Below are 24,405 nucleotides of genomic sequence, written 5' to 3'. Positions count from 1 at the left end.
CGCGCTCCTCCCCCGTCGAACAACCGTCCGCCGTACTGCCAAGTCCAGAAGTCCACTGTAGTCAGGAACGACGACAGTGCGCACCTCCGGGTTGCACAAGCAACGGACATCACAGGGTTACGAATTGGGCACGGCCACCGCTGCCTGGGGGCGGATCGGGAGGCGGTTGACCGGGCGGCCCGTCGCCGCGCGTACCGCTGAGGCCACTGCGGCGGGTGAGGTGACGACCGGGATCGCGCTCGCCGCCTTCGCGCCGAACGGCGCGACGACGTCCCGCTCTTCGACGAGTTTCACGATGCGAATGTCCGGGGCGTCCAGGGATGTCGGGAGTGCGTAGCCGGTGAAGTCAGGGTGCCGGACCAGCCCTCGGGCCGTGCGGAGGTTCTCGGTGAGGGCCGCGCCGACGCCCTGGGTGACGCCCGCCTCGATGCGGGTGGCGAGCTGGGCCGGGTTGAGGACGCGGCCGACGTCCTGGGCGACGGCCATCTCCACGACGCGTACGGCGCCGAGTTCGATGTCCACGTCGACCACCGCGCGGATCGCGCAGAACGCGAGGCCGACGAATGCGTCGCCCTGTCCCGCCTCGTCCAGCGGCTCCGTCGGGTGCGGGCGGCACTGGGCGGTGGCCCAGAGTTCCTTGCCGTCCATCGCCTCCGTGACGGTCGTCGACAGCACCCCGTCGTACGAGGTGATCTTGCCGTCGGTGATCTGGAGGAGCTCCGTCGACATGCCGAACTGGTGGGCCAGCGGCTGGAGAAGCTGCGTACGGACCATCTTCGCGGCCCGCTCCACCGCCCCGCCGGAGACCCAGGTGTGGCGGCCGTGCGCCGCGGGTCCCGCCGGCGGCTGGTCCGTGTCGACCGGAGCCACGTGGACCTCGTCGATGCCGAGCGTGTCCTGCACGATCTGGCGGGCGAGCGTCGAGAAGCCCGAACCGGTGTCCACGGCCGAGCAGATGACGGTCGCCACGCCGTCCTGGACCCGCACCGTCGCCGTCGAGACCTCGTCCGTGCCCTCGGCGCCCAGCATGTGCACCATGCCCAGCGCGTAGCCCACACCCCGTCGCACCGCGCCCGGTTCGCCCGCGCCCTCGGGGCCGCCGGGCAGCAGCCACTCACCCTCGGGGGTGTCCTTGGGCAGGGCGGGGAGCGGGAAGTCGCGTACGGCGGCCAGGAGTTCGGCCACCGGGGCCGGGCAGGTCACCGTCTGGCCCGTCGGCAGGATGTCGCCGGTCGACATCACGTTCCGCATGCGCAGCTCCGCCGGGTCCACGCCCAGCTTCGCCGCCAGCTTGTCCATCTGCGCCTCGTACGCCGCGCACACCTGCATCGCGCCCTCGCCCCGCACATGGCCGGACGGCGGGTTGTTCGTACGGACCGCCCAGCCCTCGACGAAGGCGTGCGGGACGACGTACGGGCCGCAGGCGAAGGCCACGGCCGCCGCGAGCGACTCGGACGAGGAGTCGGCGTACGCACCCGCGTCGAGCAGGATCTGCGCCTCCACCTTCACCAGGCGTCCCTCCGCGTCCGCGTGGTGCCGGTAACGCAGCAGGGTGGGGTGCCGGTGGGCGTGGCCGAGGAAGGACTCCTCGCGCGTGGCGGTGAGCTTGACCGGGCAGCCGGTACGCAGCGCCAGCAGGCCCAGCGGGATCTGGAAGCCGGGGTCCTCGCGGTCGCCGGTGGCGCCGGGCACGCCGGTCACCACCAGCTTGACCTGCTCCGGCGGAAGGCCGAAGCAGGCGGCGGCCAGGTCCCGGTCGGTGTGCGGGTCGGTCGAGGCGGTGTAGAGCTCCACCCCGCCGTCCGGGCGCGGTACGGCCAGGCCCGCCTCGGCGCCGATCGGCGCCGGGTCCTGGCGCCCGATCCGGTACAGGCCCTCGACGACGATCTCGCCCGTCACGTCCGGGTCGCCGAAGCGCAGCGGGATGTGCCGGATCAGGTTCCCGTCGGGGTGCAGCGCCTCGGCCGCGAACGCCTTCTCCGGGTCCGTCACCGGGTCGAGCACCTCGTACTCGACGGCGATCGCGGCGGCCGCGAGCCGGGCCGTGTCGGGGTGGTCGGCGGCGACGGCGGCGATCGCCTCGCCGTGGTGCCGGACGAGGTCGGCGGCGAACACCGGCCGGTCGGCGACCCGCCGGCCGTACGTCGCCGCGCCCGGCACGTCCGCGGCCGTCACAACGGCGCGTACGCCCGCCATGGCGGTGGCGGCGCTCGTGTCGACGGAGACGATGCGCGCGTGCGGGTGCGGGGAGCGCAGGATCGCGGCCCAGAGCAGCCCTTCGGCCCACAGGTCGGAGGCGTACGGGAAGGTGCCCTCGGTCTTCGCCCTCGCCTCGGCCTGCGGAAGCGAGGTGCCGAGGCCGTGGGCGGCCGGCTCCTGGCCCGGGGTCCCGGGGGTGTCGAGGACCGGGATCGTGGGAACGGCGGTGATCGCGTCGCTCACGCCATGCCTCCGTCGTGCGGGTGGGAAATCTGGTGCGGGACCCGGGGCTCTTCGGCGGCCTCGGACGCGGTGGCCGCGGCGCTCGCCTCGCGCTCGGACACGACGTCCCGTACGGCTTCGAGGACTCCCCGGTAGCCGGAACAGCGGCACAGGTTGCCCGCGAGCGCCTGGCGGGTCTCGAGTTCGGTGGGGGCGTGGTTGCCCTCCAGGAGGTCGTGCACGGTCATGCACATGCCGGGGATGCAGAAGCCGCACTGGACGGTTCCGCACGTGGCCATGGCCCGCTGCACGTCCGACGGCTCCCCGTCGACCGCGAGGCCCTCGACCGTCCGCACCTCGCTCCCGGCGGCGGTCGCCGCGGGGACCAGGCAGGAGGCGACGAGCCGGCCGTCGACCTGCACGTTGCACGCGCCGCACTCGCCCTGCGAGCAGCCGTCCTTCGCCCCTGCGAGGCCGAGGCGCTCGCGCAGGACGTAGAGCAGCGACTCGCCGATCCAGGAGCCGGTGACGGGCCGGTCGGCGCCGTTGACCCGGAGGGTGTACGAGGTGTGGGGGTGCTCGTCGCTGTCGGTGGAGGCGGCGAGGCTCGCGCCGGGCGTCGCAGGTGCGGCGGGGATCGCCGCAGCGGGCTCGGGTGCGGTGTCCGTCTCCGGCGCCCGGTCGGACGGGTCGGACGCGTTCGTCGGGTCGGCCGGGTCCGGCTCGCCGTCCGGGTCCCGCGGCTCCGTCTCGGACACCTCGACCCGCGCGGCCGTCCCGCTGTCCGGGCTCGCGCCCGGCTCCTCGGCTTCCGCGGCGGCGTCGGCGTCCGCCGCGGCCTCCATGACCGGTTCGGCGACCGGTTCGGCCGCCGGTTCCTCCTGCAGCGCCCACGGGGCCGGGGCGCCGCCCGGCAGGGTCGCCGGGGCCTCCGCGTACGGCCGGACGGCCGAGGCGGCGAAGTCGCCCGACTCCTCGGCGGAGCCCGCTTCTTCGGTCGCCTCGGGCATGCCCGGTACGACCGGAATCTCCCACTGGCCCGTGGTGCCGGACGCGGCGGGCGCCGACGCCTCCGTCGCCTCCGTGAAACGCCACTCGGACGTGGCGTGCGGGTCCTGCTCGAAGTGCTCGGCGTACTCCGTGTGACCGGCGTTCCCCGCCTGGCCGCCGGCGTACCCGGCCGGCCCCTCGGCGTACTCCGTGTGACCGGCGTGCCCGGCCTGGCCGCCGGCGTACCCGGCCGGTCCCTCGGCGTACCCGCCCTGCCCCGCCTGTTCGCCGTACCCGCCCTGCTCCGCGTACTCGGTCCCGTCGAAGTACTGCGTCTGCTCCGCCTGCGTGGGCAGGTGGACGTTCCACGTGCCCGTCGCCGACGGGTCCGTCACGGCCGGGGTGAGCGGCTGCAGCGGGGTGATCATCGGCGGTACGTAGCCGTGGCCGGGTGCTTCCAGGGGGACGCCGTCCAGCATGAAGTCGGGCGGCAGCTGGACGAACGCCGTGGCGTCCCCGTCGTACCCCTCGCTCTGCGGAATCGGCTCCCAGCCGCCGGAATCCTGCTGCTGACGCTGCTGGTCGTTGCTCACGACAGTGCCCTCCCCAGTGCCCGTCGGGCGAGTGCGGCGACGGTGCGCCGCAGGTGCAGTACGGCCGGGGGCAACACTTCGTCGCCCGGCGGGTCCGGGATGCATGCGGCGGCGACGTACTCGCCGAACGCCGCGAGCGCCTCGGGGGCGAGCCCCCGGTCGTTGTCCCAGTCGACCAGCGAGGCGATCCAGCGCTCGGCCTCCAGCGGGCGCAGCGGCATCGGCGCGACGGCGCCGACCGCGCAGCGCACCCCGCGGCGGGCCGGGTCGAGGACGACGGCGACGGATGCCGTGGCACGGGCCGGGCCGGTCCGGCCGGTGGCCTTGACGAAGACCTGGGGAGCGTGGAGCAGGGGGACGCGGACGAAGGCGACGAGTTCGCCGGGGGCCAGCAGGTCGCGGCCGGCGAGCAGGTGGGACACGGGGATCTCGCGGCTGCCGAGCGGCCCGAGGACGACCAGGTCGGCTTCGAGGGCGGCGAGGACGGGCAGCGAGTCACCGGTCGGCGCGGCGGTGACGACGTTGCCGCCGAGGGTGCCCGCGTTGCGGATCTGGGGCGGTCCGGCGGCGCGGGAGGCGGCGGCGAGGGCGGGGATGAGGGCGGCGAAGTCGGGGCGGCCCATGCGCGCGTGGGTGAGGCCCGCTCCGAGCAGTGCGTGGCCGTCCTGGTACTGCCAGCCGCGGATCTCGTTGATGCGGCTCAGGCCGACCAGTCCGGCGGGGCGGAGCTGCCCCTTGTTGACGGCTGCCATCAGGTCGGTGCCACCGGCCACGGGGACGGCTGCCGGCATGGCCGTGAGCGCTGCCACGGCCTCGTCGAGCGAGGCGGGCAGCGTCACGGACTGCGCCGTCTGTGGTGCGTGCGTGGTCAACCCGCTGCCCCTTCCCGGTGTCCCGGTGGTCCCCGAATGCGCCCGGCGGTCGCGCCTGCGTGTGGGCGTACCGTACGTGCTCACAGGCCGGACGTGGCAACTCTGGCACATCTTCCGAGCGGTCCGACGCGAGGGCCCGCGAAGGACTGTTCCGTCCGGGACGCCCCGACGAGTGACGGTAACTTCCGTTTCGCCGCTCTTGGGTGAAGGGGGATGTCGGGTCCCTCACACGATCGGGGGCGTGCCCTCCAGGGGGCGTCCCAGGACCCCGGGCCGCTGCTGCCGGGGGTGAGGTCCGGCGGGCGGGCGGTAGTCCACGCCGAGGGCGTCCAGGCGCGCGTAGTGGGTGTGCATCCGGCGCGCGAAGGCCGGGTAGTCGCGCGCCTCCGGCGCGGGAAGCGCGGACCAGGCGACCTCGGCGAAGGCGGCGAGGCGCGGGAAGACCTGGTAGTCGACGCGGGACCGGTTCTCCATCACCTCGGTCCAGACGTTGGCCTGGGTTCCCAGGATGCGGGCGGCGGCCTCCGGCGAGAGGCCCGGCGGAACGGGCTCGAAGCGGTAGACGTCCTCCAGGGTGCGGACGTACCCGATGGGCATCGGTTCGTCCTCGCCCGGCGCCTGACGGTGGTCCAGGTACACCTGCTGCTCGGGGCACATGACGACGTCGTGGCCGGCCTCGGCGGCGGCGATCCCGCCCCCGTATCCCCGCCAGGACGACACGGCCGCGCCTTCGGCGAGGCCGCCCTCCAGGATCTCGTCCCAGCCGATGAGCCGCCGGCCGCGGGCGGCGAGCCAGCGGTCGAAGTGGCGGATGAACCAGGACTGGAGCTCGTCCTCGTCCGCGAGCCCGAGTTCCTTGATGCGGGCCTGGGCGGCCGGGGAGGCCTTCCACTGGTCCTTGGGGCACTCGTCGCCGCCGACGTGGACGAAGGGTGAGGTGGCCGCCGGGAAGAGGTCGAGGACCTCCTCGAAGACGCCCTCGTAGAAGCGCAGGACGGTCTCGGTGGGTGCGAGGACGTTGGGATTGACGCCCCAGGTGTCCCAGACGGTGAGGGCGGCGGTGTCGACGACGTCGGTGTTGCCGAGCTCGGGGTAGGCGGAGATGGCGGCCTGCGAGTGTCCGGGGAGGTCGATCTCGGGGACGACGGTGATGTGCCGGTCGGCGGCGTAGGCGACGATCTCGCGGATGTCGTCCTGGGTGTAGAAACCGCCGTGCGGAGTGTCGTCCCAGAGTGGCGAGGCGCGGTGGCCCCACTTGCTGCGGGCGCGCCAGGAGCCGACCTCGGTGAGCCGGGGGTGGCGCTTGATCTCGATGCGCCAGCCCTGGTCGTCGGTGAGGTGGAAGTGGAAGACGTTGAGCTTGTGGGCGGCGAGCAGGTCGAGGTAGCGCAGGACGTCGTCCTTGGGCAGGAAGTGCCGGGAGACGTCGAGCATGAGGCCGCGCCAGCCGAAGCGGGGCCGGTCCTCGACGGTGATGTACGGGAGGTCCCGGTCGCCGCCGCTCACGGGCGCCCTGCGGTACGCCTCGGGGCCGAGCAGCTGACGGAGGCTCTGGGCGCCCCAGAACACCCCGGCCGGGCCGCCGCCCTCGATGACGACGGCGGCGTCGGGGTCCTCCGTGGTGAGGCGGTAGCCCTCGGGGCCGTACGTCCGCTCCACGTCCGCGCTGACGCGCAGCCGGATCGCGTGCGGGCCGGTGCCGTCGGCGAACGGCATGCCGGTGGCGGCGCCGAGGACGGTGCGGAGCCAGCGGGCGGTGGACTCGGTGCCGGGTCCGGCGTCGAGGGTGGTCCGCTCGTCGAGCGGGAAGTGGCCCGGGGAGTCTCCGCGTACCTCCTGGAGGAGCGGTGCAGGGATCAGGTCCGTGCCGGGGTACGGGTCGGTGGTCATCGCGTCAGTCCTTCACCGCCCCGCCCAGTCCCGAGACCAGGCGGCGCTGTACGAGTACGAAGAAGACGAGCACCGGGACGGTCATCACGGTCGAGCCGGCCATGATGCCTCCCCAGTCGTTCTCGTCGGGCTTGAAGAAGACGAGCAGGGCCATGGGGAGGGTCGACTGCGAGGTGTCGCTGATGATGAACGACTTCGCGAAGAGGAAGTCGTTCCAGGTGGAGATGAACGAGAAGACGCTGGTGGCGACGAGGCCGGGGAAGACCAGCGGAAAGAGGATCTGCCACAGGAACCGGGTCCTGCTCGCCCCGTCGATCTGGGCCTGCTCCTCCAGGGCCTCCGGGACCGCCTTGACGAAGCCGCGCAGCATCCAGATCGCGAACGGCAGCGAGAAGGCGATGTGCGGCAGGATCAGCGAGCCGAGGGTGTTGAGCTGGCCGGCGTCCCGCATGAGGAAGAACAGCGGGATGGTGAGGGCCTCGACCGGCACCATCTGGGCGACCAGGAACATGATGAGGAGGGTCGTCCGGAACCTGAAGCGGAACCGGGTGACGGCCGTCGCCGCGAGGAAGGCGATGAGCGCGGAGGCGAGGACGACCGTACCCGCCACGATCAGCGAGTTCAGGAAGTAGCGGCCGAACTCCTGCTGTTCGAAGACGCGCCGGAACGAGTCGAGGGACGGGGAGAGCGTCCACGGCCGCGGCTCGGTGGACTGGATCTCGCCGGCCGGTTTGAAGGCCGAGAGGACCATCCAGTAGAGCGGGAAGGCGACGGCGGCCGCGACGAGCAGGGTGACGGTCTCGGCGGCGAGGCGTCCGGGGCGGCGGATGCGGAAGGCGGTCGGGGCGCTCACAGTTCTTCTCCCTGACGTCGCAGCAGGCGCAGGTAGACGAGCGTCACGGCCAGCAGGATCAGCAGCATGACGACGCCGATCGCCGAGCCCAGGCTGTACTGGGACGAGGCGAAGGCCTTCTGGTAGGCGTACACGTTGAGGACGAGGTTCTGGCCGGCGATGCCGCCGCCGTTCGTCATCACGTAGATCTGGGTGAAGACCTTGAAGTCCCAGATGATCGACTGGATGGTGACGACGACCAGGATCGGCCGGAGCACCGGCGCCATGACCGAGCGCCAGATCCGCCACTGCGAGGCACCGTCGAGGGCGGCGGCCTCCAGGACCTCGGACGGGATGGCCTTGATGCCCGCGTAGACGGTGACCATCACGAAGGGGAAGGAGCACCAGACCACTTCGAGGAGGACGAGGGCGAAGGCGCTGTACCGCCCGTACGTCCAGGAGAAGTCGCCGAGCCCGAGCAGCTTGTTGACGGGGCCGAAGTCGGGGTCGAAGAGGAAGACCCAGACCGTGGAGCCGGTGATCGCGGGCGTGGCCCAGGCGCCGAGCGCGGCCATCATCAGGACGAACCGCGGCAGGGCACGCACGCGCGTGAGGAGTACGGCGAGGGCGCAGCCGACGGCGAGGGTGGTGACGACGCAGGCGGCGGCGAAGAGGACGGTGGCGAGGAGGACCTGCCAGAACTGGGGGTCGGCGAAGAGGGTCGTGTAGTTGCCGAAGCCCTTGAAGGAGGTGGGTTCGCCGCCACTGACCTGGGCCTGGGTGTACTCCAGGAAGGAGATCAGGCCGAGCTGGTAGACGGGGTAGACGAGGAGTCCGCCGAGGACGGCGAGGGCGGGCAGCAGGTACAGCCAGGGGGCCCAGGGGCGGTGGCCCCTGGGGCCGCCGCGCCGGGCCGGCCGGGGGGCCGGGGGCGTGGTCGCGGCCGGCCGCTTCCCGGTGACGGTGAGCTGGGTCGTCATGCGGCTCAGCCCGCCGGCGCGAAGGCCGCGTCCATCTTCTCCGCGGCGTCGTCGGCCGCCGCCTTGACGTCCTTACGGCCGCTGACGACCTCCTGGAACATCGTGGGCAGCACGAGGGAGGCGTCGATCCGGCCCCAGCCGGGGGACGCCGGAACGAACCGGGTGCCGGCGGCGAGGGTGTCGATGAAGGGCTTCACGAAGGGCTGCCGCTGGGCGGCGGCGGTCCGGACGTCGGTGTACGTGGGGAGGAATCCCATCGCGTCGAAGAGCTTGCCCTGGGTCTCCTTGCCGGTGAGGGACTTGAGGAGGTCGACGGCGAGGCTGCGGTGGGAGGTGCTCTTGAGGACGCCGATGTTGTTGCCGCCGGCGAACGCCGGGGCGATGGAGCCGGGGGTGGTGCCGGGCAGCGGGACGACGGCGTACTTGCCCTTCACGGTGCCCGCCTCGACGGCGGCGTGGCTGAAGTCGCCGCCGATGGCCATGGCGGCCTTGCCGGAGGCGAAGGCGGTGACGGTGGCGTTGCCGCCCATCTGGGCGCACTTGGCGGCGGGGCAGTTGTCGTCGCCGAAGAGCGAGGTGTAGGTGCCGATGCCCTTGAGGGCGGCCTCGCTGTTGACGGCGGCCTTGTACGCGTCGCCGTTCGCGGTGGCGAGTTCGCCGCCGGCCGCCCAGACGAAGGGCATGGCCCCGTAGGTGTACGCGCCGCCGACGGCGATGCCGTACAGCTCGGGCCTGGCCTTGCGGATCTTCTTGGCGGTGGAGACGAGTTCGGCCTGGCTCTTGGGGGCGGTGAGGCCGAGTTCCCCGAAGACGTCGGTGCGGTAGTAGAGGGCTCGGACGCCGACGAACAGCGGGGCGCCGTAGACCTTTCCGCCGACGGTGACGGACTGCTTGGCGGTGGGGTCGGTGTCCTTGGCCTCGTCCCAGGCGCCGAACTCGGTGCTGATGTCGGCGAGTCCGCCGTCCTTGACGTATCCGGCGGTGTCGGTGTTGCCGTACTCGATGAGGTCGGGGGCCGACCTGGGGTCGTTGAAGGCGGCCTTGACGCGCTGGGCGCGGGTCTCGACGGGTATGTACTCGACCTCGACCTTCGCGCCCTGGTGCTGCTTCTCGAAGGCGGCGACGGCCTGTGCGACGACCTGCTCCTTGGGCTTGTTGCTCACCTCCTGGAAGAGCCAGACCCGCAGGGTGCCGGTCTTCTCGTCCGTCGTGGCCTTGCCGTCGGACGTCTGGGGGGCGCAGGCCGTGGCGGTCAGGCCGGCCAGCAGCAGTGCGGCCGCGGTGGCGGTGATGGGGGTCCCCCCTGCTCGAGCGAAGCCGAGAGCTCGGGGGAGGGCAGGAAGCTTCATGACGGATCCCCTCCGGATGCGTGCGTTGCAACATACGCAATGCGCGTTTCGTTCTGCACAACACGCGTGAGGTTAGGCGCGCCTCCGGTGGCCCGACAAGAGGTCTCGACCACCTCAACCACTCCGTGACCGTCGGATGCACCCTGCGCAACGGCTCCGCGTGCCGGAAAACGAAACGGCCCCCGTCACACGTACCGAAGTACGCGTGACGGGGGCCGCCCCCGACAGTCCCGGACGTCAGGACACGACTACTTGTCCTTGCCGCCCTTGTCCTTGTCGCCACCGCCGGCGCCCATGGAGTCGTAGATCTCCTTGCACATCGGACAGACCGGGTACTTCTTGGGGTCGCGCCCCGGCACCCAGACCTTTCCGCACAGCGCCACGACGGGCGTGCCGTCGAGGGCGCTCGCCATGATCTTGTCCTTCTGGACGTAATGGGCGTAGCGCTCGTGGTCGCCGTCACCGTGGGACACCTGCGGCGTCGGCTCGACGAGGGTTCCCGTACCTGCCCCGCGCTCGGGCTCGAGAGTGCTCATGGGACCCAAGGGTACCCACGCCCGCGGCGGGACAGAGCCCTCCCCGACGGCCTTCACCGGGCGTCCGGGGCCACCGGAGCGGTGCGCCGCCAGCGGGCGGGGATCCGGCGCACGAGCCAGCGGTTGGCCGGCTCCTCGACGAAGCGGTAGAGAGCCCAGGACATCGCGAGGATGACGAGGCCCATGCCGAGCATGGTGAAGAGCGCCGAGTCCCGGTCGGGGATCCGGCCCCACTCGTAGGTGGCGAAGCGGCTGACCGAGTGGTGCAGCAGGTAGAAGCTGTACGACCAGACGCCGAGCAGGATGAGCGGCTTCTTGTTGAGGACGCCCTTGTGGCCCGCGAGCTCACGCTGCACGAACGCGATGATGATCAGCGCGGCGAGCACGGCCAGGGTGGGCCGCAGCGTGTACTCCAGCTGCGCGTCGTAGGCCGGGGACAGACGCTCCCGCAGCTCGAAGTAGGCGTAGACGTACACGCCGAGCAGGGCCAGCGGCACGATCGGGCGCAACGGCACCCGCAGGCCCCGGCGGATCAGCAGGGCGACCGTCATGCCGAGGAGGAACTGCGGCAGGTAGACGGCGGGGTGCCGCATGACCCAGCGGGCCGTCTCGGGGGTGAGGTTGTCGAAGGACCACCAGGCGACGGCCCACATCGCCAGGAGACCGGCGATGGTCACTCCGACGAGGAGCGGGGTGCGCATCCGGACGACGAAGCGGGCGAGCAGCGGGAAGAGCGCGTAGAAGAGGATCTCGACGCTGAGCGTCCAGGTGACCGGGTTGCCGGGCAGCGTCGGCGTGGCGTCCGGCAGCCAGTTCTGGACGAGGAAGAGGGAGGCGATGAACGACTTCCACTCGACGGCCTCGTGGGCACGCACGTAGAAGACGTAGTAGGCCAGCACCGCGGCGACCAGGGTCGCCGGCCAGATGCGCGCGACCCTGCGGATGTAGAAGGCGATCGGGTGCTCGTACGGCTTGTACACCCAGGTCAGCAGGAAGCCCGAGAGGACGAAGAAGAAGGTGACGCCGTGGGCGCCCATCTCCGAGAACGGGAAGATGGACGGCGCCCGCCCATAGCCCGTCTTGCCGCCGACTCCGGTGAAGTGGTGCGCGAACACCGCGAACGCCGCGAAGAACCTCAGACTCGTGAGCGAGTCGAGGCGGGCGGGAAGCGCGGATCCGACCGACTCGGCGGCCTGCTTCGGGACCCGGCCGACCCGGGCAGCGGTTATGACAGGCACTTGTCATCTCTTGATCGTCTGGGCGCGGCTGATGCGCACAATGGCTCAGGAAAGTCGGCTCATCGTACGCATCGTGTCCGCCGTCGGACACATGTGCGTCCCCGGGAGTTCACTCCCCGGCGCGCCGGACGGGACCCGCCGGGGCGGTCGCCTCAGTTCAGAGAGGGATCGTCCGGGTACGTCGCGATCATCGCGAGCTCGCCGCGCTGCCGCCTGAGCACCTGCCGCCAGAGCGTCTCGGGCTGTGGCGAGGAGACGTCACCGGGCTCCGACTCGACCACGTACCAGGCTCCGTCGCCGAGCTCGGTCTCCAGCTGGCCGGGACCCCAGCCCGCGTACCCGGCGAAGATCCGCAGCGAGCCGAGGGCCGGTCCGAGCAGCTCGGGCGGGGTCTCCAGGTCGACCAGGCCGATCGCCCCGTACACCCGCCGCCAGCCGAGCGGTCCCTCGTCGCCGGGGATCACGGCGACGCCGAGCGCGGCGTCGAGGGAGACGGGGCCGCCCTGGAAGACCACTCCGGGTTCGCCGGCGAGACCGGCCCAGGGGGCGAGGATGTCGCCGACGGTCACCGGCGTCGGCCGGTTGAGGACCACGCCGAGCGAGCCCTCGTCGTCGTGGTCGAGCAACAGCACCACCGCGCGGTCGAAATTCGGGTCCGCGAGGGCGGGGGTGGCGACGAGCAGCCGTCCTGTGAGCGAGGACACCTCGGTCATGCGACACATGATCCCGCATCTTCGGCCTTCGCGGGGGGTCTCGGACGGTACGGAGGGACCCGATGTCCGGAACTCGCCGACCGTCGCAGTTCAGAGAGGACGGGGCGGGCCCGCGACGGCTCCCGGGCGACACAAGCGGACGGTAACGCTCCGCAAGATCACGGGAACAGAGGGTGTTGTGCCGAATTCATTACATCTGACAGGCCCCCCGAGGCACCCAAGAGAGGTCTCATGGACCTTTACCCTTTTCACTGGCCACCCGACCGACCCTCCCCCTAGCTGCGCAGGGGGGACCCCCACCGGAACGCGAGATCCATGACCGGCACAGACAGCCATGATGTACTGCTCGTCCATGGCGGAACCCCGCTGGAGGGCGAGATCCGCGTCCGCGGCGCGAAGAACCTCGTGCCCAAGGCGATGGTCGCCGCCCTGCTCGGCAGCGGCCCCAGCCGCCTGCGCAATGTTCCCGACATCCGTGACGTCCGGGTGGTCCGCGGGCTGCTCCAGCTGCACGGCGTGACGGTCCGTCCGGGCGAGGAGCCCGGCGAGCTCGTCCTCGACCCGACGCACGTCGAGTCGGCGAACGTCGCAGACATCGATGCCCACGCCGGCTCGTCCCGTATCCCGATCCTCTTCTGCGGCCCGCTGCTGCACCGCCTCGGGCACGCCTTCATCCCGGGCCTGGGCGGCTGCGACATCGGCGGCCGGCCCATCGACTTCCACTTCGACGTGCTGCGCCAGTTCGGTGCCACCATCGAGAAGCGGGCGGACGGGCAGTACCTGGAGGCCCCGCAGCGTCTTCGCGGTTGCAAGATCCGGCTGCCGTACCCCTCGGTCGGTTCGACCGAGCAGGTGCTGCTGACGGCGGTGCTCGCCGAGGGCGTCACCGAGCTGTCCAACGCCGCCGTGGAGCCCGAGATCGAGGACCTCATCTGCGTGCTGCAGAAGATGGGCGCGATCATCTCCATGGACACCGACCGGACCATCCGGATCACCGGTGTCGACCGCCTCGACGGCTACACCCACCGGGCGCTCCCGGACCGCCTGGAGGCGGCCTCCTGGGCGTCGGCGGCGCTCGCGACCGAGGGCAACATCTACGTGCGCGGCGCCCAGCAGCGCTCGATGATGACCTTCCTCAACACCTACCGGAAGGTGGGTGGCGCCTTCGAGATCGACGACGAGGGCATCCGCTTCTGGCACCCGGGCGGCTCGCTCAACGCGATCCACCTGGAGACGGACGTGCACCCCGGCTTCCAGACGGACTGGCAGCAGCCGCTGGTCGTGGCCCTGACGCAGGCCTCCGGCCTCTCCATCGTCCACGAGACGGTGTACGAGTCCCGGCTCGGCTTCACCTCCGCGCTCAACCAGATGGGCGCTCACATCCAGCTGTACCGCGAGTGCCTCGGCGGCTCCGACTGCCGCTTCGGCCAGCGCAACTTCCTGCACTCGGCGGTCGTGTCCGGCCCGACGAGGCTCCAGGGCGCCGATCTGGTCATCCCCGACCTGCGCGGCGGCTTCTCGTACCTGATCGCGGCGCTCGCGGCGCAGGGCACCTCCCGGGTGCACGGCATCGAGCTGATCAACCGCGGCTACGAGAACTTCATGGAGAAGCTCGTCGAGCTCGGCGCCAAGGTCGAGCTCCCGGGCAGCGCGCTGGTCTGACCGGCCGTGCGCGCGCGGGGACCGGGTCCCCGCGCGCGCACCCGGCGTCCGACCGCGTCAACGGGCCTCTGACGGACAAACGAAAGGGCGGCCACCCTGACAGGGTGGCCGCCCTTTCTGTGCCTCCAGGCTGCCTTACGCGGCCTTGTCGGCCTTACTTGCCCTTGGCGGCTTCCTTGAGCTTCGAGCCCGCGGAGACCTTCACGCTGTAGCCGGCCGGGATGTTGATCGGGTCGCCGGTCTGCGGGTTACGAGCGGTGCGAGCGGCACGGTGGGTGCGCTCGAAGGTCAGGAAGCCGGGGATGGTGACCTTCTCGTCGCCCTTGGCGACGACCTCACCGACGGTCTCGGCGAGAGCGGCCAGCACGGCGTCGGCGTCCTTGCGGGTCACCTCGGCGCGGTCGGCCAGGGCGGCCACCAGCTCACTGCGGTTCATGTTGTTACTCCCGTGTTCTTCTTGCCTGTGAGGCGTGCCACGCGGCGGAAGCCGCGTGATTGGGTACAGCGAAGCCGATGCTGCCAGGGCCTTCGGACAGTCCCCGGACCCGGGTCTAATGACAGACCCTCGCGCCCAAACACGCATCCTGCCCCCACCAGCGGCGGGAACGCCAATCCGGCACCCCCTGGGGTCACACGAAAAGCGCCAGAGCCCCGTGGTGGTGACGTTCTGTCGACTCCGTGAAAACCATGCGGAGCCGAAAAGCCACCCTAAAGGCGGGTTTACGCCTCCGCGAATCGCGACGCGCCGTCAGCGCCCGGTCGCCGCAGGGCCGCCGGCCGCCGCCTTGGCCGCGTTGCGCACGGCTCCCGCGACCGCACCCGCGACCTTGTCGTTGAAGACCGACGGGATGATGTAGTTCGGGTTCAGCTCGTCCTCGGTGACGACATCGGCCAGGGCCGTGGCGGCCGCCAGCATCATCTCCGTGTTGACGGTACGGGACTGGGCGTCGAGGAGACCGCGGAAGACACCCGGGAACACCAGCACGTTGTTGATCTGGTTCGGGAAGTCCGAGCGGCCGGTGGCGACGACGGCGGCCGTCTGGCGCGCGGCGGCCGGGTCGACCTCCGGGTCGGGGTTCGCGAGCGCGAAGACGATCGCGCCCTCGGCCATCGCGGCGACGTCGTCCGCGCCCAGCAGGTTCGGGGCCGAGACGCCGATGAAGACGTCCGCGCCGACCACGGCCTGCTTGAGGGTGCCGGTGACGCCCTCGGGGTTGGTGTTGTCGGCGATCCAGCGCAGCGGAGTGCCGGGCGCGGCGTCGACGAGGTCCTCGCGGCCCGCGTGCACGACACCGTGGATGTCGGCGACGACGGCGTGCTTGACGCCCGCGGCGATGAGCAGTTTGAGGATGGCCGTACCGGCCGCGCCGGCACCGGACATGACGACCCGTACGTCGCCGATGCCCTTGTTGACCACGCGCAGTGCGTTGGTGAGGGCGGCGAGGACGACGATGGCGGTGCCGTGCTGGTCGTCGTGGAAGACGGGGATGTCGAGGGCCTCGCGCAGCCGGGCCTCGATCTCGAAGCAGCGGGGCGCGGAGATGTCCTCGAGGTTGATGCCCGCGAAGCCGGGGGCGATGGCCTTGACGATGGCCACGATCTCGTCGGTGTCCTGCGTGTCGAGGCAGATCGGCCAGGCGTCGATGCCGGCGAAGCGCTTGAAGAGGGCTGCCTTGCCCTCCATGACGGGCAGGGAGGCCATCGGGCCGATGTTGCCGAGGCCGAGGACGGCCGAGCCGTCGGTGACGACCGCGACGGAGTTGCGCTTGATGGTGAGGCGGCGGGCGTCCTCGGGGTTCTCGGCGATCGCCATGCACACGCGGGCCACGCCCGGGGTGTAGATCATGGAGAGATCGTCACGGTTGCGGATGGGGTGCTTGGACGCCATCTCGATCTTGCCGCCGAGGTGCATCAGGAACGTACGGTCGGAGACCTTGCCCAGGACGACGCCCTCGATGGTGCGCAGCTGCTCGACGATCTCGTCGGCGTGCGCCGTGGAGGTCGCGGCGATGGTGACGTCGATACGGAGCTTCTCGTGGCCGGAGGCGGTCACGTCGAGGCCGGTGACGGATCCGCCGTGGGACTCCACCGCCGTGGTGAGCTGGGAGACCGCGGTTCCGCTCGCGGGAACCTCCAGCCGGACCGTCATCGAGTACGAGACGCTGGGCGCCGTTGCCATGGCCGAGTTCCTCTGCTTTCCCTGAGCTTCGTTGCTACGCCGCCCCGGCTGGTTGCCCGGCGGCGCCCTCCGATGGTCGCACCTACCTGCCGGTAGCAGGTAATGCGGTCATTTTGTTTTCGGAAAGTAGTTTCCACCATACGAGAAGTTCTGGGGAAACAGAAGAGGCCCCCATCACCAGGGGTGACGAGGGCCTCGACTTCGTACGTACGTCTAAGTGGCACCGACCCGCCATGCTCGCCTCGCGGCAAGTGGTCCCTCTGAGGGACGAAGGTTGGGCCCGGGGGCTTGGATCGAGCCGGTGCCACGACAAGGCTAACAAACCACCCTGGTTGGTGATTCCAGCGCCACAGGTTGACCTGAAATCGGCGTCACCCGCTCCGTGGGATCAGTCCCTGAGCAGGTCCGGGACCCCCGCCTCGTCCGGCATGTCCGCCGCCGCCGCGACCACCGTGAGCTGCTGCGTCGCCCGGGTCAGGGCCACGTAGAGGACCCGCAGGCCGGCCGGTGACTCGTCCGCGATCTCCGCGGGCGAGACGACGACCGTGGCGTCGTACTCCAGTCCCTTCGCCTCCAGGGAGCCGAGTGCCACCACCCGGTCGCCCAGCTCGGCCAGCCAGCGGGCCGCCTCCTGGCGCCGGTTCATGGCGACGACGACACCGACGGTGCCCTCGACCCGCTCCAGGAGCAGCCGCGCCTCGGACCGAACAGTTTCAGCCAGATCGGGCTTCCCTGCCGTCTCCGCGACCCGTACGAAACGGGGCTCGACGCCCGTCGAGCGGACCGCGCGCGGCGACTCCTTGCCGGGCATGGCGAGGGCGAGCACCTTGGCCGCGAGCTCGGCGATCTCGGCCGGGTTCCGGTAGTTCACGGTCAACTCGAAACGGCGCCGCGGACGGGACCCGAGAGCCTCGTCGCGGGCCGCCGCGGCCTCGTCCGGGTCCGACCAGGAGGACTGCGCCGGGTCGCCGACGACCGTCCAGGTGGCGTGCCGGCCGCGCCGCCCGACCATCCGCCACTGCATGGGCGTGAGGTCCTGCGCCTCGTCGACGATCACGTGCGCGTACTCGGTGCGCTCCGCGGCGAGCCGCTCGGCCCGCTCGCGCTGGGTCTCCTCCCGGACGGGCATGAGCTCCTCCAGGCCCGTGAGCTGGTCGAGCGGGTCGTACTCGCGCTTCTTCCGGGGCCTGGCCGGGGCCCCGACCAGGGTGTGCAGCTCGTCGAGGAGCGCCACGTCGTGGACGGACAGCTCCGTGCGGCGCAGCGAGCGGGCGAGCCGCCGCACCTCGCCCGGGTTGAGGATGCGGCGGGCCCAGCGGCCGAGCCGGCGCTCGTCGGCCATCGCGTCGAGGACCCGGCGCGGGGTGAGTTCGGGCCACCAGGCGTCGAGGAACCCGAGGAAGGAGTCCTCCGTCGACACGTCCTCGTCGAAGGAGGAACGCAGTTCGGCGGCGAGCTCGGGGTCGCTGTGCCGGCCGACCGCGCCCGACTTGGCGTACAGCGCGTCCAGGAGCAGCCGGCGGGCGCGCGGGCGCAGCAGGTTGACGGGGGCGGTGCCGCCGAGGACGTTGTGCCGGATGCGCCGCAGCTCGTCGGCCTCCAGCTCCAGACGGCGGCCGAAGGCGACGACACGCAGCCGCGTCGGCGTGCCCGCCGGGACGGGGACGTCCTCCTCGCCCAGCTCGGGCTGGTTCCGGGGCGGCGGAGTCTCCAGGGCGCCGCGGGCGGCCTTGCGGAGCACGTGGAGCATCCGGGAGGAGCCCTTGATCCGGGCGACGGCCGGGTCGTCGTAGGCGGTGGCCTCGGCGCCGTCGACGAGACTGCCGACCGCGCGGATGGCGACCTGCCCCTCCTCGCCCAGGGAGGGCAGAACGCCCTCGGTGTAGGAGACGAGGAGCGGGGTCGGCGAGACGATCAGGATGCCGCCCGCGTACCGCCGCCGGTCCTGGTAGAGCAGGTACGCGGCCCGGTGCAGGGCCACGGCGGTCTTGCCGGTCCCCGGCCCGCCCTCGACGTACGTGACGGAGGCGGCGGGCGCGCGGATGACGAGGTCCTGCTCGGCCTGGATGGAGGACACGATGTCCCGCATGGTGTGACTGCGGGCCTGTCCGAGGGCGGCCATCAGGGCGCCGTCGCCGATGACGGGCAGCTCGCGCCCGTCCAGGGTGGCCCGGAGCTCGGGACGCATGAGGTCGTCCTCGACCCCGAGGACCTGGCGGCCCTTGGAGCGGATGACCCGGCGCCGTACGACCCGGCCCGGATCGACCGGCGTGGACCGGTAGAAGGGCGCGGCGGCCGGTGCGCGCCAGTCGATGACCAGCGGCGCGTAGTCGGAGTCGAGGACGCCGATCCGGCCGATGTGGAGGGTCTCGCCGATCTCGGCGGTGTTGTCGGGCCGTACGGCGTCCTCGGCGGGCTCGACGGAGGTGTAGGCCCCGTCCGGGCCCTTCTTCCCGTCCTTGCCGTACAGCAGATCGATCCGGCCGAAGAGGAAGTCCTCGAACTCGTTGTTGAGCCGGTTGAGGTGGATGCCGGCCCGGAAGACCTGGGCGTCGCGCTCGGCGAGCGCGCCGGGCGTGCCGACCTGGCCCCGCTGGGCGGCGTCGTTCATCAGGAACTCCGCCTCGTGGATCTTCTCCTCCAGTCGGCGGTAGACGTGATCCAGATGTTCCTGCTCGACACCGATCTCACGGTCTCTGACCGTGTCCACGGCTTCCTGCGCGGCCACCTAAGGCCCCCTTCTGACGTGCACTGGGCAGCCGTCGAGCGTACGCCACCGGAAGGCACTGTGTCAGGCGAGATCACCGTACGCCCCCGCACCCCGTGCCCGCCGGGCCACGAGTGCGGGCGCCCCCCCGGGGGCGGAGGCGCCGCCGAGGGCGCCGTCCCGTGTGCCGGCGCGGCGGGGGTGGCGGGCCGAGCCCGGCGCGGCGCGGCCCGCGCGGGAGCGAGGGCGGCACCCCCTAGTCGTCGTACTTCGCGTCCGCCGCCGCGTCCAGCGCCAGCCGATACCCCCGCTTCACCACCGTCTGGATCAGCTTCGGAGCGCCGAGGGACGTGCGGAGGCGGGCCATCGCGGTCTCGACGGCGTGTTCGTCACGCCCCGCGCCGGGCAGCGCCCGCAGCAGGTCGGCGCGGGAGACCACCCAGCCGGGACGGCGGGCGAGGAGCCCGAGGAGGGCCATCCCGGCGGGCGGTACGGGCCGCAGGGCGCCGTCGACGAGGACGGCGTGCCCTCGGACCTCCAGGCGGCGGCCCGCGACCGGCAGGACCTGTGAACGGGCGGGCAGTTCCCTGCAGAGCAGCTGGACGAGCGGGCCGAGCCGGAAGCGCTCGGGCTGGTACGTGTCGATGCCCTCCGCCTGGAGCGGGAGCGCCGTCACGGGGCCGACGCAGACCGCGAGCACCTCGTGCCGCAGCGCCTCGACGAGCCGGTCCCGTACGCCCCTCTCCCCGGCCCGGGAGAAGAGGGAGGCGGCGGCGGGGGCACTGGTGAAGGTGACGGCGTCCACGGTGCCGGCGAGGGTCGCGTCGAGGAGCCGGTCGAGCGGCCCGATGTCCTCCGGAGGCATCCACCGGTAGACGGGGACGCCGACGACCTCCGCGCCGGCGGCCGTGAGCGCCTCCACGAAGCCGGGCAGCGGTTCCCCGTGCAGCTGGAGGGCGATCCGCCGGCCCGCCACGCCCTCGGCGAGAAGCCGGTCGAGGACCTCGGCCATGGACTCCGAGCCGGGCGACCAGGACTCGGTGAGTCCGGCGGCCCGTACGGCTCCCTTGACCTTGGGTCCACGGGCGAGGAGCTCGACGTCCCGCAGGACCGCGAGGAGCTCCTCCCCGCATCCCCAGCCCTCCGCCGCCTCGACCCAGCCCCGGAAGCCGATCGCCGTCGTGGCGACGACGACGTCCGGGGCGTGGCCGATGAGTTCCTTGGTGGCGGCGAGGAGTTCGGTGTCGTCCGCGAGGGGCACGATCCGCAGGGCGGGCCCGTGGACGACGGCGGCACCGCGCCGGCGCAGCAGCGCGATGAGTTCGTCCGCGCGCCGCGCCGCGGTGACGCCGACCGTGAAGCCGGCGAGGGGGCCGGCGGGGCCGTGTTCTTGCTGCTCGTCCATGGGGTCAGAGCCTGACGGGGACGCGTGACGGTCTCGGTTCGCCCGTATTTCCTGATCGTTACGGTCCGCGCCGGGCACCGGACATCACACCTTCGCGTAGCCGGACCGGGACTCCGGCTCGGTGACGTCCCCGGCGTCCTCCGGGACCGTCGAGGGAACCGCGACCGGAGCGCGAAGGTATACCGCCCAGGTGACGACCATGCAGGCCGCGTAGAAGGCCAGGAAGGCGACGAAGGCCGCCGTGCCGGTGCCGGAGGTCTGGAAGGACTGGCGGAAGGCGAGGTTGATGCCGAGACCGCCGAGCGCGCCGACCGCTCCGATGAGGCCCATCGCGGCGCCGGAGAGCCGCCGCCCGTAGGCCTCGGCGGCCTCCCCGGCGAGGCCCTTGCGGTGCCCCTGGGCGAGGAAGATCGCCGGGATCATCTTGTACGTGGAGCCGTTGCCGAGGCCGCTGAGGACGAAGAGCCCGATGAAGCCGACGAGGAAGACGGTGAGGGACTCGATCACGGAGGCGTAGATGACGACACCGGTCGCGAGGGCCATCGCGGCGAAGGTCCCCAGGGTGATGCGGGCGCCGCCGTGACGGTCGGCGAGGGAGCCGCCGACGGGCCGGATGAGGGAGCCGAGCAGCGGGCCGATGAAGGTGAGCGAGGCGGCCTGGAGCGGGGTACGGCCGAACTGGGTCTGGAGCACGAGGCCGAAGGCGAAGCTGTAGCCGATGAAGGAGCCGAAGGTGCCGATGTACAGGAAGGCCATGATCCAGGTGTGGCGGGCCCGGACGGCCTCCTTCGCGGCGCCGGTGTCGTTCTTCACGGGGGCGAGGTTGTCCATGAAGAGCGCCGCGCACACGGCGGCGACGACGACCAGCGGCAGATAGACGCCGAGCACGATCCTCGGGTGCACGGCGCCCGCCGTACCGATGACGAGGAGGCCGACGAGCTGGACGACGGGGACGCCGATGTTGCCGCCGCCCGCGTTGAGCCCGAGCGCCCAGCCCTTCTTCCGCAGCGGGAAGAAGGCGTTGATGTTCGTCATCGAGGAGGCGAAGTTGCCGCCGCCGACGCCGGTGAGGGCCGCCACCAGGACGAAGGTGGTGTACGAGGTCCCGGGCTCCATCACCGCGAAGGCGAAGCCGGTGGGCAGCAGGAGCAGCAGGGCGCTGAAGACCGTCCAGTTACGGCCGCCGAAGCGGGCGACGGCGAAGGTGTACGGGATGCGGATCAGCGCGCCGACGAAGGTCGCGGTCCCGATCAGGAAGAACTTGCCGGCCGGGTCGATGCCGTACTGCGGGCCCATGAAGAGCACCATGACCGACCACAGGCTCCAGATCGAGAAGCCGATGTGCTCGGAGAGGACGGAGTAGAGCAGGTTCCGCCGCGCGATCCGCTCGCCCTTCTCGCGCCAGAAGGCCTCGTCCTCCGGCTCCCACTGCTCGATCCACCGGCCGCCCATGTCGTACCTCCGCGGGTGTCGGGTCCTGGGGCGTCCACAGCCCCGGTCCACCTGCCCCCGACGCTAGGGAGGCCGCGTTTCGGCCCGGTGCCGCGAGGTGACGGCGACGGAACCTTGCTCTCACCCGGGGTGCGAAGCCTCTGTGAGCGCCGGTACGCGCCCCGCCCGCGCCCGGCCCTCCTCGGGCGCCCCCTCAGGCGCCCGGCAGCCCCGGCTCGCCCTCGGGCAGCCAGGACCCGGCCGGGCGGGCGTGCCAGCCCTCCCTGGCCCCGATCTCGGCGGCCGCGGTCCGCAGCGCGTCCAGACCGGTGTGGCGCAGCCCTTTGCGCCACACCAGGCTCACGGGCGACAGGGGTACGGGGTCGACGAGCGGCCGCAGCACACATCCCGGCATGGGCGGGAAGTCGACGACGGCGAGCACCGGGTTGCGGTGCTTGGCCATGATGCGGTGGAACTCCTCCTTGCCGACGGCGAGCGGCGCGGGCGGGGCGATCTCGATGCCGCGCCCGGCGAAGAGCCGGGCGGCGAGGTCGGTCCACTCGGGTGTGCGGTCGTTCCCCGCGCCCGCGTAGATCCGTTCCCCGGCGAGAGCGGAGAGCGGCACCTCGGTCAGGCCGGCGAGCGGATGGTCGTCGGGGAGGACCACGGCCATGCGCTCGTACCGCACGAACTGGGAGTCGAGCCGCGCCCGCAGTCCGGCGTCGAGCCCGCCGTACCGGCCGAAGGAGGTGTCGAGCCGCCCGGCGAGCATCTCCCTTACGGCGCCGGTGAGTCCGCTCTCGTAGCGGGCCATCAGCTCCTGGTCCGGGGCGAGTTCACGGGCCCGGCGCAGCACGTTCTCGGGGGCGAGACCGGGGCTGTTGAGGTCGACGAGGAGCGGCCGGGGCGCGGCACGGAAGGCCTCGGTCAGCTCGTCGTGCGCGGCCAACACCCGGAGCGCGTACGGGAGGAGACGCTCGCCCTCAGGAGTGAGGGAGACCTGCCGGGTGGTCCGTACGAAGAGCTCGGCGCCCACGTCGCGCTCCAGGCGCCGGATATCGCGGCTGAGGGCCTGCTGGGCGACGTAGCGGCGGGCGGCGGCGCGGGTGAAGTGCAGCTCCTCGGCGACGGCGGTGAAGGCGCGCAGGAGACGGGGGTCGATGTCGCGCGGCACGACGGACGCCGGCCCGGGGGGCGTCGGCGCGGCGGACGCCGGCATGGGGGAAGGTACCGGGGAGGACATCGCCGCATTTAACAACACAGCCGCGTGAATGGCCACCGAACAGGTGTTGGACCCACCCCGCCCCCAACGGCGAGCCTTGGTCCATGCCGCAACCGGACCTCACCCTCACCCCGGCGGGCCCGGCCCTCGCCCCCCGCTACCGCGACCGGCGCACCGCCGTCCCCAGCCACCCCGTCCGCACCTCCCGCAACTCCTACCTCCGCCTCTTCGGCGTCCCCGGCGCCCGCGCCTTCATCGTCGGCAATCTGATCGCCCGGCTGCCCATGGGCATGTTCGGCGTCAGCGCCGTGATCATGATCGCGGCGGCCTACGACTCGTACGCCCTCGCGGGCGGCGTGACCGCCACCGGCATGGCCGCCGGGGCCCTCACCGCCCCCTGGATCGCCCGGCTCGTCGACCGGTACGGCCAGGCGCGGATCGCCGTCCCCGCCACCGTCTACGCCGTCCTCGGCCATCTGGTGCTGCTGCTCTGCGTCCACGAGAAGGCGCCCGTCTGGGCCCTGTTCGCCACCACCGCGCTCACCGCCACCTCGCCCAACACGGGGGGCATGTCCCGGGCCCGCTGGGCCCATCTCCTCAAGGACGACCGCGACGCCCTGCACACCGCCAACGCCTTCGAACAGGCCACCGACGAGCTCTGCTTCATGCTCGGCCCGGTCGTCGCCGCGCTGCTCTGCTCCACGCTCTTCCCCGAGGCGGGCACCCTCGTCGGCGCCGCGCTGTTCCTCACCGGCGTCCTGATCTTCGCCGCCCAGCGCTCCACCGAGCCGCCGGTCTCCCCCCGTGCCGCCACGGGCTCCCCGCTGCGGGTCCCCGGCATGGCCCCGCTCCTGGCGGTCTTCCTCGCCACCGGCGCGGTCTTCGGTTCCATGGAGGTGGTGACCGTGGCGTACGTGGACGGCCCCGTCGCCGGTCCGGTGCTGGCCCTCCAGGCCGCGGGCTCCTGCGCGGCGGGCCTCCTCTACGGCCGCGCCCGCCGCACCGTCCGGCTCCGCACCTGCCTGGCCGCGATGGCCGTCCTGATGACGGTGCCCCTGCTCGCCGCCTCGACCGGCTCGCTGCTCGCCCTCGCCGGCGGACTCCTCCTGGCGGGCATGGCGACGGCTCCGACGATGGTGACGGGCATGGGCCTGGTGCAGCGCCTGACGCCGGCGTCCCAGCTCAACGAGGGCATGACGCTGGCCGTGACCGCCCTCCTCGGCGGCATCGCGGCCGGCTCCGCCACCGGCGGCTGGGCCGCCGACCACGCCCCGTTCGCATCCTTCGGCTTCCTGGTCCCGGCCGTCGCGGCCGCCGTGGCACTGACGCTCCGCGCGGCGACCGAAGAGGGCGGCCGGGCATGACGAAGGCCCGGCAGTCGGATG

At 72.1% G+C, this 24,405-nt stretch carries 18 protein-coding genes; 2 read left to right on the top strand and 16 right to left on the bottom strand.

What is annotated here, in order from left to right; all coding sequences use genetic code 11:
* Positions 1-117: 117 nt before the first annotated feature.
* The 10 genes from IF00_RS0133075 to IF00_RS0133030 all read right to left on the bottom strand — a co-directional run bounded on the left by IF00_RS0133075 (position 118) and on the right by IF00_RS0133030 (position 12,414).
* Positions 118-2,442, bottom strand: coding sequence for a xanthine dehydrogenase family protein molybdopterin-binding subunit (locus IF00_RS0133075; RefSeq protein ID WP_030324487.1), 2,325 nt, complete (start codon positions 2,440-2,442; stop codon positions 118-120).
* On the bottom strand, positions 2,439-4,004 hold the full coding sequence (locus tag IF00_RS0133070; RefSeq protein WP_030324485.1) for a 2Fe-2S iron-sulfur cluster-binding protein: 1,566 nt from the start codon (positions 4,002-4,004) through the stop codon (positions 2,439-2,441). Before IF00_RS0133070 ends, IF00_RS0133075 begins: the two co-directional genes overlap by 4 nt.
* Positions 4,001-4,876: an FAD binding domain-containing protein gene (locus IF00_RS0133065; RefSeq protein WP_030324484.1), complete on the bottom strand. Its 876-nt coding sequence runs from the start codon at positions 4,874-4,876 to the stop codon at positions 4,001-4,003. The genes IF00_RS0133070 and IF00_RS0133065 overlap by 4 nt, the downstream gene beginning before the upstream one ends.
* A gap of 225 nt (positions 4,877-5,101) precedes the next feature.
* Positions 5,102-6,766 (bottom strand): beta-N-acetylhexosaminidase, encoded by a 1,665-nt coding sequence (locus tag IF00_RS0133060; protein WP_030324482.1) that lies wholly within the window; start codon positions 6,764-6,766, stop codon positions 5,102-5,104.
* A 4-nt stretch (positions 6,767-6,770) separates the two neighbouring features.
* Positions 6,771-7,619 (bottom strand): carbohydrate ABC transporter permease, encoded by an 849-nt coding sequence (locus IF00_RS0133055; RefSeq protein WP_030324481.1) that lies wholly within the window; start codon positions 7,617-7,619, stop codon positions 6,771-6,773.
* A complete protein-coding gene (locus IF00_RS0133050) occupies positions 7,616-8,578 on the bottom strand; it encodes a carbohydrate ABC transporter permease (protein ID WP_030324480.1) in 963 nt (320 codons plus the stop codon). The genes IF00_RS0133055 and IF00_RS0133050 overlap by 4 nt, the downstream gene beginning before the upstream one ends.
* 5 nt (positions 8,579-8,583) lie before the next feature.
* Positions 8,584-9,927, bottom strand: a complete 1,344-nt coding sequence (locus IF00_RS0133045; RefSeq protein ID WP_051820742.1) for an extracellular solute-binding protein — start codon at positions 9,925-9,927, stop codon at positions 8,584-8,586.
* A 248-nt stretch (positions 9,928-10,175) separates the two neighbouring features.
* Positions 10,176-10,463, bottom strand: coding sequence for a DUF3039 domain-containing protein (locus IF00_RS0133040; RefSeq protein WP_015033918.1), 288 nt, complete (start codon positions 10,461-10,463; stop codon positions 10,176-10,178).
* A gap of 53 nt (positions 10,464-10,516) precedes the next feature.
* Positions 10,517-11,701 carry an acyltransferase family protein gene (locus IF00_RS0133035; RefSeq protein ID WP_051820741.1) on the bottom strand — a complete coding sequence of 395 codons (1,185 nt, stop codon included), beginning with the start codon at positions 11,699-11,701 and terminating at the stop codon, positions 10,517-10,519.
* Between the two features lie 152 nt (positions 11,702-11,853).
* On the bottom strand, positions 11,854-12,414 hold the full coding sequence (locus IF00_RS0133030; protein ID WP_030324470.1) for a YqgE/AlgH family protein: 561 nt from the start codon (positions 12,412-12,414) through the stop codon (positions 11,854-11,856).
* A gap of 315 nt (positions 12,415-12,729) precedes the next feature.
* Here IF00_RS0133030 and murA point away from each other — a divergent pair, with 315 nt between their 5' ends.
* The gene (gene murA / locus IF00_RS0133025; RefSeq protein WP_030324469.1) at positions 12,730-14,076 is read left to right on the top strand and encodes a UDP-N-acetylglucosamine 1-carboxyvinyltransferase; all 1,347 of its coding nucleotides are present in this window, start codon (positions 12,730-12,732) and stop codon (positions 14,074-14,076) included.
* 154 nt (positions 14,077-14,230) lie between these two features.
* Here the strand turns inward: murA and IF00_RS0133020 are convergent, their stop codons facing one another.
* The 6 genes from IF00_RS0133020 to IF00_RS0132995 all read right to left on the bottom strand — a co-directional run bounded on the left by IF00_RS0133020 (position 14,231) and on the right by IF00_RS0132995 (position 23,017).
* Positions 14,231-14,512 carry an HU family DNA-binding protein gene (locus IF00_RS0133020; RefSeq protein WP_017237029.1) on the bottom strand — a complete coding sequence of 94 codons (282 nt, stop codon included), beginning with the start codon at positions 14,510-14,512 and terminating at the stop codon, positions 14,231-14,233.
* Positions 14,513-14,824: 312 nt separating this feature from the next.
* A complete protein-coding gene (locus IF00_RS0133015) occupies positions 14,825-16,255 on the bottom strand; it encodes an NAD-dependent malic enzyme (protein WP_030324467.1) in 1,431 nt (476 codons plus the stop codon).
* Positions 16,256-16,643: 388 nt separating this feature from the next.
* A complete protein-coding gene (locus IF00_RS0133010; protein WP_030324466.1) occupies positions 16,644-18,983 on the bottom strand; it encodes a HelD family protein in 2,340 nt (779 codons plus the stop codon).
* Between the two features lie 235 nt (positions 18,984-19,218).
* Positions 19,219-20,367: a uroporphyrinogen-III synthase gene (locus tag IF00_RS0133005; RefSeq protein WP_030324464.1), complete on the bottom strand. Its 1,149-nt coding sequence runs from the start codon at positions 20,365-20,367 to the stop codon at positions 19,219-19,221.
* Between the two features lie 84 nt (positions 20,368-20,451).
* Positions 20,452-21,819, bottom strand: a complete 1,368-nt coding sequence (locus tag IF00_RS0133000) for a nitrate/nitrite transporter (protein WP_030324462.1) — start codon at positions 21,817-21,819, stop codon at positions 20,452-20,454.
* Positions 21,820-22,012: 193 nt separating this feature from the next.
* Positions 22,013-23,017: a LysR family transcriptional regulator gene (locus IF00_RS0132995; RefSeq protein ID WP_051820740.1), complete on the bottom strand. Its 1,005-nt coding sequence runs from the start codon at positions 23,015-23,017 to the stop codon at positions 22,013-22,015.
* Positions 23,018-23,124: 107 nt separating this feature from the next.
* Here IF00_RS0132995 and IF00_RS0132990 point away from each other — a divergent pair, with 107 nt between their 5' ends.
* Entirely contained in the window at positions 23,125-24,384 is a 1,260-nt protein-coding gene (locus IF00_RS0132990) for an MFS transporter (protein ID WP_078944941.1), read from the top strand.
* The last annotated feature ends 21 nt before the right edge of the window (positions 24,385-24,405 follow it).

The organism is Streptomyces flavochromogenes, from assembly GCF_000717595.1.
GTDB classification, from domain to species: Bacteria; Actinomycetota; Actinomycetes; order Streptomycetales; family Streptomycetaceae; genus Streptomyces; species Streptomyces flavochromogenes.
This window is presented reverse-complemented; position numbering and strand designations above follow the sequence as displayed.